Consider the following 8,628-nt stretch of genomic DNA (forward strand, 5'->3'; position numbering starts at 1 on the left):
ATCGTCAACGGTCACCCAAACAGCGAAATCGATCAGCTGCTTCCCTGGGCCTATCGCGCGCAATCCCTCAAAGCCGTGGCCTGAGAACGACGCTTACGCCCTGCCGCTTTATGCTCCATGAGTTCATAGCCGTTCACCGGCGCGTCAGGAGCGCTCCACAACGAAGTGGGGCGGCAGCAAAGAATAATGGACTGTGGGTCGCAAACTCGCCACGCTGAGCGTGGCCGGCACGCCGCCGCGCCATCTTTTGCTGGCCCGAGGCAAGCCACACCCGTGTCTTTTCTTTAGACATGGGCGGCTTCAAGCGCGCAGTGAGCCATGGAGGCTGCCCGGTTTGATCTTCGTATTCCAAGTAAAACAGCGTTGAGCCAGGTTGAAGAGTCAACCGTAAGGCTCCCCGTCGAGCAATACTAAACAAGTAGATGTTTGATATTGAGTGCGGGGTCTTTGAGCGCCTCAGGTGTGGGAGCAAGCCGCCTGCCGATTATCATCTCAGCCATGCGTATTTCCTTCGCGATCGCACTCAGGCTGCCGAATCCGCATGCGCCCACCAGGCGTCCGTCGCCGCAAAGGTAAAAGAAGAGCTGGCCGTTCGCGCCGAGGTCCCTGCTTACCCGGACGTCTTCTTCACGACAGAGCCCGGCGATTTGGAGTGTCTGATCGTACTGATCCGACCAGAACCAGGGCACATCATCGTAGGGACGGTTCGCGCCTAGTATGTTGGCAGCAGCAGCAGCACCCTGTCGCTGTGCGTTCCGCCATGCTTCCAGCCTGATCCGCTCACCATAGAGGCGATGCGGGAACGAACAGCAGTCGCCCGCTGCGAAGATGTCTGGATCCGAGGTAGCCAGTGTCTTGTCCAGTACAATCCCATTATCGACGGCGAGCCCCGCCGCCTGCGCGAGTTCGACGTTCGGCACGGCGCCCACCCCAACGACCACCAGATCGGCCAAGCACGTGCGGCCGTCCGCGAGCACGACCTTTGAGCGTCCTTCGGTCGCGTCGATACGCTCGACCGTGGCACCGGTCTCGATGCGCACGCCCGAACGCTCGTGCTTGGCCTTAATAAGTTCGGCCATGGGCGCTGGCACTGCTCGCGTCAACAACCGCGGGCCAGCCTCCAGCACGGTCACCGAAGCACCTCTCGCCACCGCGCTTGCTGCAACCTCAAGCCCGATGAAGCCGCCACCGATAATGACCACCTCGCACCGTCGGCTAATGATCCGGCGGATAGCCAGCGCGTCCACATACGTGCGCAGCGTCGCCATTCTGCTCGCTGCAGCGACCGGTATGCTCAGGATTCGAGGGCGAGCGCCGGTGGTCAGCAGCAGTCGTTCGTAGGCCAGTTGTGCTCCGTCTGAGAGCGTGACCGTATTTGCTGCGCGATCTATCGACTGGACGTTCCGCCCTTGGAAATAGTCAATTCTCAACTCAGCCAGGCGCTCGGGCGTGACGAGCAGCTTGGGTCCAGGATCAGTCTCCTCGATCAGGATCGCCTTTGAAACCGGCGGCCTCTCATATGGCAGCATATTTTCGTTGCCGATCAGGACTATGAGGCCTCGCCAGCCGCCCTCGCGCAGAGCGATCGCGGCGGAGGTGCCGGCAGGGCCCGCCCCGATGATCACCATTGCGCCTCCGTTGCTCAAGCGACTGAACCATGTTCGAGAGAAGCTTGCGCGTCGGCCGCCGTACGCTGAAACAGGTCGCGTACTAAGGACTTGATCAACAGAGCTTCCTCCCAGCGGTCGGTGGTATCGTTGCCCTCACGATCGGTAATGGCATAGGGCCGCGGACCAAGTTCGCATGCGAAAGAGAGAAGCGCATCCGCACCTGCGCGCTTTCGCCAGCTCCTGAAACCGTATTCCCACCAGCGCAGGAACAGGTCGAGCCAAATCTTGTGCTGCGAAAACGTAATCTCAACCTGTATCTGCTCGCGGGACGCGACGCGGCCGTGAAATGCCCATGTCCGGTCAAGCACCTCGCGTACCAAAGCTTCGTCTTGGTCAGAGACCGGATACCAGAACTCGCGGCCCACCAGGACGTGTGAGAGATCCGCCAGCATTTGCATCTCAGGGACCCTATCCATGAGATCGAGTGTGAATAGAAGGTCTGTCGTCATCCTGTTGCGGTGCGTCTCGAAATAGATCGGCATGCCGGCCTCACCGGCTACCTTGATCCAGCCCTCCAGTAGTGGAATGCAGTCTGCGATCCGGCGGGGACGGAGGTCGGGCTGGACGTTTAGATGTAAAGCGCCAAGTTGCCGGCCGATATCGATCGCGGCTTTCAGGTCATCGATCGTCTGTGGGAAGCACATGCCCTCGACGGCGAGCCCCGTGCCGGCCAGGGTACGGGCGATTAGGGCGACGCGCGCGGGATCGATACAGGATGTACTGATGCCGTCGAATCCCGCTTCCTTGATCATCGTCAGGTTATGTTCGATAGAGCGCTCGATGCCATCGGGATGGCGCCGTTCCATCGCCCAGAGTGACTGCAGTACGATTAGGCTCTGAGTCGACACTATACTATCTCCCGCGCTGGTCCTGCTCAGATCTTGACGAAGACGGCGTCGCCCTCGACCTTGACCTCATAGGTACGCAAGTCGATGCATGCGGGCAGCGCGCGTGCCTCGCCGGTCCGGTAATCGAAGGCTCCGAAGTGCTTAGGGCATTCGATGATATGGCCGTCGACAATTCCGTCCGCGAGATGAACCTTCTCGTGGGAGCAGTGGCCATCGATCGCGAAATAGCCGCCTTCCGGAGAGCGAGCAATCACAAACGTGCGCCCTCCATGATCGAACCGGAGCGCCGCTTCCGGCTCCAATCCATCGGCAGCGCAGGCCACCACCCACTCTCCTTCGGCAGTCAATTGGGATTTCCTCTGATTTGGATTGTCGTAGCGGCCCGCATTGACGACGAGGCCGCAGTCTGCGTCCGGTGCCGAGTCCCCCCGGCAGAATGCGGCCGCCGTTGTGTAAGGCAGTCGTGCGGAATGGGCGGCCCATACACCGATAGACCCCTGCACTACCCGCGCGCGTACTTCTTAGCCTTAATCCGCTTGTGCATGGCCTCGTCGGCTTCCGGCGAACCGTCATGCGATGTGCCGAACCACTCGTCTAGCGGGATTTTCATGTCCGTGCCGTAGTTCACCTCAAAATACTTGTGGTGCAGGTAATGATAGTAGTGGTCATTATTGATGCATTTTTCGTCACCCGTCACGATCCGATCGAAGCCGGAATGGCCGCTCGCCGGCGCGAGCGCCGAACGCGAAAGGTAAAATACAGCGTGCAGTGGGTTCGAGGGCACGAGGAAAAAGATTAGCACGCCGGAGAAGTAGACGATGTGCTCAAATGGGTGCATCGACAGGCCGGACCAGGGACCCGGATTAACGTTGCGGTGATGAACCTCGTGAATAATTCGGTATAGCGGGCCCTTATGGATCAGGCGGTGGATCACATAGAAATGCAGCGAATACCACATCGGCACAAGCAAAGTCAGCGCGATGAAACAGGCCGGCCGTTGTCGGAAATCGACGTAGGGGATGTACTCGTTGGCAAACATCCACCAAGTGAGCACCTCATACGCAGTCCAAACAGGCACTCCGCTGCACATTGTCCAGAACACATTCTCGGCGCTCTGGCTTCCAAACAGAAACGTTGAGTTGTTCGTATCGGGCCACTTAGCATTGTATTTAAAGTCTATCTGCTGGCACCGCTGGATGTAGAGCACAGTGTGGAAGCTACCATAGAACAGCAGTGTAAGCGCAGCATTCCGCAAAATGATGAGCGAAATCCACCCGAGACTAAACTCCCGCATCGTTTCCAGCGAAGGTGTCAGATACCAAGAGACGAGCGCGGTCGCAAAGTAGATCGCGTTCCAAGGCCACAGATAGCCTAACAGCCAGCGCAGGAATGCTTTCGGCTGCACCGGCCAGACGAAGATCGGAGCGCGCGTCGGCCGCGTGTTGGGCGTCCAATACCCCCTTTTATCACGTGTGCCATACAGGGTCTCGTCCAAATCTCTCTCCATTGTGTTGCGGCAGTACGAATACACGCGGTGGCCCCGCCACAAACGGTTGATCAATTGGTTACACTATCTTCGGCGACCACCAATACCAAGTTCGATGCACGTTGCTAGCTGTAGCGGTTTGCCTCCCGAGGCGCGGATTTGTGCTGGGTCAACCCGCTGATCTACGGAAGTTGTGACTGTAGCGATATTTTCGACCTGATTTATTGCAACAATCCGCGATTGACGCTTAAATTATGCTATTTGGCGCAAGTTTTTGATGGATTTCTCTGGCCGGGCCCAATCGCGCATATAACTCACTCCCGAAACGTCAGTGCTCCGGGTAGAGTTCGCATAGTGAACAGCAAACGTTTGAGCTCGACAAAACGCAGGGTGGATGAAATCACTTCCCGGCCGCAAAGACGTAACATGAGCAATGTCACGTAGAGAGCACACGATCAAGGAGCGCACGTTGGATGCGGAGCCACGGCCTCAATCTGGTACGCACCCGGCCAGCACCCCAGCGAGGCGCGATCTTGCGGTGAAGATCACTCAGTCGGCAACGACGGCCTTGTGCTGCTGGTTCGCCTTCCAATTCCAGGGCAGCAGCGGGGACTTTGTTGGCGGGGGAGTCGGGGAGGCGGGTCAGTACGCCCGCAAGCCAAGCTTCGGGATCGACATCGTTCATCTTACAGGTCGCGACAAGTGTATAGGCGGCGGCGCGATGGCCATCGGCATCTGAACCGGCGAAGCCGCCTCGCCGCGCAGGGCCCGTTCGGCGGCGTTGCTGCTGACAGACGGGACCGTCGTCGAGGAAGCGGGTGAACGCCGCCCAGCGGTTGAGGAGATAGTTGATCGCGTTCGCGGTGTCGTTGCTTGATGAGAGCAAGGCTTGCTGCAGGTGCATCGAGGTTTCGAAATCGATGAGGAGCGTCATCGCGCACGACGCGCCGCTGCCATAAGTCGCCCAACAGCTTCACGTTCTTGATCTCGGCCCTAAAGCGGGCTGCGCGCTTGACAGTGTTTGCGCGCAGAATGATGCTATAGAAGTAAGCGTAGCGCTGCGGCCCTTTCGATTGGCGCTTGACGCCTATTTTGATCGCAGCTTGTGCCGTCTTGGCTTCCAAATTCCGGACAATGCGTTGACGGCGGCCTCGAGCGCCTTCCGGTCAACGACGTCGGGATCGAACTGTTCGGGCCCCCAGAGGCGCATACGTTCGTGCTCTGGATGTGCGGGGTCGCTGATGGCATCGAGGTATTCGGCATAGCCGGGCGCACCGCCGACGTCCTCGGGAGGACAACGACCGGCGGTCTCGAGCAGGAGGGGAAGTCCCTCTGTCGTCGTGTTGTCGAACCATTTTTCGAGCTTGATCACATGATCCCAGCTGTCGCCGAAGTCATAGAGATAATGGATCGTCTTGGCGCCGGTCTCTTGAACGATATTGGAGAGCCGCGCCTTGCGGGCATCGATGGGCTGGGGGCCAAAATCACCATCGGGATCAGGGATGCCCCAACGTCCTTCGCCAGCCAGGAACTCGAAGAGGTGGCTGTTGGTCCAGCCAAATGCCGCCTGAAGCGTCAGATGCAGCCGATCAAGGCGTAGCGTAAGCGGCACGACAAGGCATCGCATCACCTCCGGTTTCACGTCCTTGAGGGTCACTCTGATCCGGACAGCGGTCGTGTTGAGGCTCATGCTGCCAACCTTGGATCGTGAGCATGCATCATGTAAGTCGATGCCCAGGGGAGCAGCTCATCCAGTTGTGACGCAGGCCAACCATTGACAAGCTTCGCGAGGACGTCGGAGAGCCAGCGCTCTGCACTGACGCCATTAAGCTTACAGGTCTCGATTAACGAAGCTAGTACTGCCCAATTTTCGGCCCCCTCGTCACAGCCGGCAAACAGGGAGTTCTTGGCGTTGAGCTTGATCGGCCGCATCGCACGCTCGACCGCATTCGTGTCCATCTCGATGCGCCCGTCATCAAGGTAGAGCGTCAGGCCGTCCCAATGACGCAGCGCATAACGCAAAGCCTTCGCCGTGTCGCTCTTCTGTGCAAGGTGATCAAACTGCGCCTCAAACCACTGCTTCAAGGCTGCGGCTAAAGGCCGGGCATGCGCTTGTCGGCCTGCGCGGCGCTCAGCATCAGATCGGCCACGTAGTACTTTCTCGACCGCGTAGAGTTGGGCGATGCGCTCGAGGGCCTCGCGGGCAACCGGAGCCGGTGCCGGAGAGGCCTCGCGCTCGATCTTCACAAACTGGCGTCGCAGATGCGACCAGCAGAAGGCAAGCGTCGCGGACAGTGCGTCCGAACGCGTCTCTCGGGTCATGGTCTCGTAAGCCTCATAGCCATCGCAATGGATGATGCCGCGATAGCCCTCAAGCAGCCGCAAGCCATGAACGGCCCCACGGCCCGGTGCATAGGCATAAACCACGCCAGGTGGGTCAGGTCCGGCCCAAGGCCTGTCATCACGCGAGAGCGCCCAGAAGTAGCCGGTTTTGGTTCTGCCGCGCCCCGGATCCAACACCGGCGCCGGGGTCTCATCGACACAGAGCTTCGAGGAGGCGAGCAGAAGCTCTCGCAGACGATGCCACAAGGGCTTCAATTCCTGGGCGGCATAGCGGACCCAGAAGGCGAGCGTGGAACGGTCGATGGCGATACCGTGCGTCGCCAGCATCTGCGCCTGGCGATAGAGCGGCAAATGCCAATGATACTTGGCGTCGATCACTTGCGCGACGAGCCGCTCGGTGGGCAATCCACCCCTGATCAGTCGCTCGGGAGCGGCGTGCTGGAGGACCACACCGTGACAGGCGCGGCAGGCCAGTTTGGGCCGGCGGTCACAATCACCCGGTATTGCACCGGAACGACGTCGAGCCTCTGACTCTCATCGCGACCAATCTCAACGAGATCGCCTTTGCAGGAGGGGCAGCAGGTTTCAGCCGGCATCAGGGTTTCGACGATGCGGGGCAAATGCTCCGGCAGCTTGCCACGATTGGCCCTGTGCTTGGCAGTTCTCTTCTCGCAGGTTCTGGGATTGGCGCGATCTTCGGCTGCTTCGAGAGCCGCGACGGCCTCTTCGATGTCTTCTAGAACAAGCTGAAGTTGATCAGCGTCCAGCTTTTCCGACGATCGACCGAACTGCGCATCTTTCGCAAGCTTGAGCAACCGCTCGAGCCTGGCGCAGCGATCCAGCAGAGCCGCGGCAAAGACACGCAACTCGGCTGGATCGCTCGGCAACTCATCAGGCAAATCACTCATTGGCCCGAGTCTGCCATGCTTCGCGCCTCGATGCAGCGAAGATTTTATTCCCTACGCAAGTGCTTTCGGTTGCGGGATTCGAGGTGCATGCATGCGTGTCCAATCCATGCCGGCCAGAAGCGCGGACAACTGCGCGGCATTCATGCGCATCATGCCGGCCACTTCAGGAGGCCATTTGAAGCCGCTGCTATCGAGCCGCTTCCAGTACATCACCAGGCCGGTGCCATCCCAGACGACAATCTTCACCCGATCGGCGCGCTTCGCCCGGAAGACCACCGCCACGCCCTTCATCGGGTCTTGGCCCAGCGTCTCCTTCGCCAGGAGCGCCAAGCCATCCGCACCCTTGCGCTTATGTGGTGCACCACATAAGCGCAATTGGACTAAACCGCTCCGCGGTAGGCAGCGATGGCGGCGGCCTGAAGAAGGAAGCGGCACAGAGTGCGCGGCAGCGGCATTAACGATCCTTCGCTGTGCGTCGCGCCGTCCGACCCGTCGCCTCGCTGAACAGGTGGCGGGGGATGTTGATTATCGCAAAACGTCGCCGGTCTTCCGGGTGCGTTTCAAAATCTGCCTCCACAAAAATCTCGACGGTCTCCTCACTGGCATGAACTTCGACGCGTACCGGCGCGTCTTCAAACTCCACTTCATATCGGCGACCATTCTTTCCTCGGATAATCGCGTGCGCCATTTTTATGCTACCTCCGGCCCTGCTTCTTGAGCTTTTTCACTCGGTGCTTCTGATAATCCAGAACGGCCGCTGCAAGTGGCATCGAGCGCGGCACGCGCACATGTGTGAGGGAGACGACAAGCGCTCTGCCTGTTTCTTCCGAGCGAGACAAATGGCAGATGATGCCGCCCTCGTCACCGGCGTATGACAAATCCCAGACGACGTGGTGCATCCGATCAGCATCGGCAACATTCTCGGCTTGCAGATATTCGATCAACGATGGTGCCAGTTCAACGTCGAATGGCGCAGCTGCCTTGAGTGCGGCGAGAAGCCGGGTGGTCTTCTCCGGATTGTCGAGCATAGGTCGTCCATCTTTAACGGGCGAATCAGAGAGCTGACGATCAGCGATGATAGGGAATATGGCTCAACAGAGCCATATTCGCTATCCGTCGCACAACTCGCCTTCCTCCCATTGCTGGTTGACCCGATCCAATGGCGATGACCTCACGGGCATTACACCGCTTCCTCGCTAATACAACGCAGTCCGCCCCTCTCCGGCGCATCACCGCTTCGCGGTAGGCGATTCGTGGCAAGCTTTGGTGCCACCATCTGATCTTCCTGCATTCCCGACGAAGTTCGATTGCGAGACGCTGGAGGCGCTGCTTGCAGCGCTTTCATATCGCAAAGGAGCTTCCCATGACGGTTC

8 protein-coding genes and 2 pseudogenes are annotated in these 8,628 nt (G+C 59.3%); all 10 read right to left on the reverse strand.

Annotation, left to right across the window (positions count from 1 at the left end; translation table 11 throughout):
* Positions 1-410 precede the first annotated feature (410 nt).
* The 10 genes and pseudogenes from IVA81_RS40265 to IVA81_RS40310 all read right to left on the reverse strand — a co-directional run bounded on the left by IVA81_RS40265 (position 411) and on the right by IVA81_RS40310 (position 8,283).
* On the reverse strand, positions 411-1,628 hold the full coding sequence (locus tag IVA81_RS40265; RefSeq protein WP_247330451.1) for an FAD-dependent oxidoreductase: 1,218 nt from the start codon (positions 1,626-1,628) through the stop codon (positions 411-413).
* A gap of 14 nt (positions 1,629-1,642) precedes the next feature.
* Entirely contained in the window at positions 1,643-2,476 is an 834-nt protein-coding gene (locus IVA81_RS40270; protein ID WP_247330483.1) for a sugar phosphate isomerase/epimerase, read from the reverse strand.
* A gap of 68 nt (positions 2,477-2,544) precedes the next feature.
* Positions 2,545-2,865: a MocE family 2Fe-2S type ferredoxin gene (locus tag IVA81_RS40275; RefSeq protein ID WP_247330472.1), complete on the reverse strand. Its 321-nt coding sequence runs from the start codon at positions 2,863-2,865 to the stop codon at positions 2,545-2,547.
* 155 nt (positions 2,866-3,020) lie between these two features.
* The gene (locus IVA81_RS40280) at positions 3,021-4,013 is read right to left on the reverse strand and encodes a sterol desaturase family protein (protein WP_247330475.1); all 993 of its coding nucleotides are present in this window, start codon (positions 4,011-4,013) and stop codon (positions 3,021-3,023) included.
* Between the two features lie 540 nt (positions 4,014-4,553).
* Positions 4,554-4,899, reverse strand: a pseudogene (locus IVA81_RS40285) (transposase domain-containing protein); the annotation flags it as partial.
* Positions 4,900-5,091: 192 nt separating this feature from the next.
* Positions 5,092-5,694 carry a plasmid pRiA4b ORF-3 family protein gene (locus IVA81_RS40290; protein ID WP_247330477.1) on the reverse strand — a complete coding sequence of 201 codons (603 nt, stop codon included), beginning with the start codon at positions 5,692-5,694 and terminating at the stop codon, positions 5,092-5,094.
* Positions 5,691-7,255, reverse strand: a pseudogene (locus IVA81_RS40295) (IS66 family transposase). Before IVA81_RS40295 ends, IVA81_RS40290 begins: the two are co-directional and overlap by 4 nt.
* A gap of 51 nt (positions 7,256-7,306) precedes the next feature.
* Positions 7,307-7,690, reverse strand: coding sequence for an IS66 family insertion sequence element accessory protein TnpB (gene tnpB / locus IVA81_RS40300; RefSeq protein WP_346659440.1), 384 nt, complete (start codon positions 7,688-7,690; stop codon positions 7,307-7,309).
* A gap of 19 nt (positions 7,691-7,709) precedes the next feature.
* Positions 7,710-7,943 (reverse strand): hypothetical protein, encoded by a 234-nt coding sequence (locus IVA81_RS40305; RefSeq protein ID WP_247330481.1) that lies wholly within the window; start codon positions 7,941-7,943, stop codon positions 7,710-7,712.
* A 7-nt stretch (positions 7,944-7,950) separates the two neighbouring features.
* A complete protein-coding gene (locus tag IVA81_RS40310) occupies positions 7,951-8,283 on the reverse strand; it encodes a hypothetical protein (RefSeq protein WP_057853677.1) in 333 nt (110 codons plus the stop codon).
* Between the last annotated feature and the right edge of the window lie 345 nt (positions 8,284-8,628).

It is taken from the genome of Bradyrhizobium sp. 141 (genome assembly GCF_023074055.1).
Lineage (GTDB): Bacteria > Pseudomonadota > Alphaproteobacteria > Rhizobiales > Xanthobacteraceae > Bradyrhizobium.

What these genes read in the sequence shown, in the direction of transcription:
- IVA81_RS40265 (WP_247330451.1), bottom strand. Translation starts at nt 1,628, where the DNA reads ATGGTGATCATCGGGGCGGGCCCTGCCGGCACCTCCGCCGCGATCGCT.
- IVA81_RS40270 (WP_247330483.1), bottom strand. Translation starts at nt 2,476, where the DNA reads ATGGAACGGCGCCATCCCGATGGCATCGAGCGCTCTATCGAACATAAC.
- IVA81_RS40290 (WP_247330477.1), bottom strand. Translation starts at nt 5,694, where the DNA reads ATGAGCCTCAACACGACCGCTGTCCGGATCAGAGTGACCCTCAAGGAC.
- IVA81_RS40305 (WP_247330481.1), bottom strand. Translation starts at nt 7,943, where the DNA reads ATGGCGCACGCGATTATCCGAGGAAAGAATGGTCGCCGATATGAAGTG.
- IVA81_RS40310 (WP_057853677.1), bottom strand. Translation starts at nt 8,283, where the DNA reads ATGCTCGACAATCCGGAGAAGACCACCCGGCTTCTCGCCGCACTCAAG.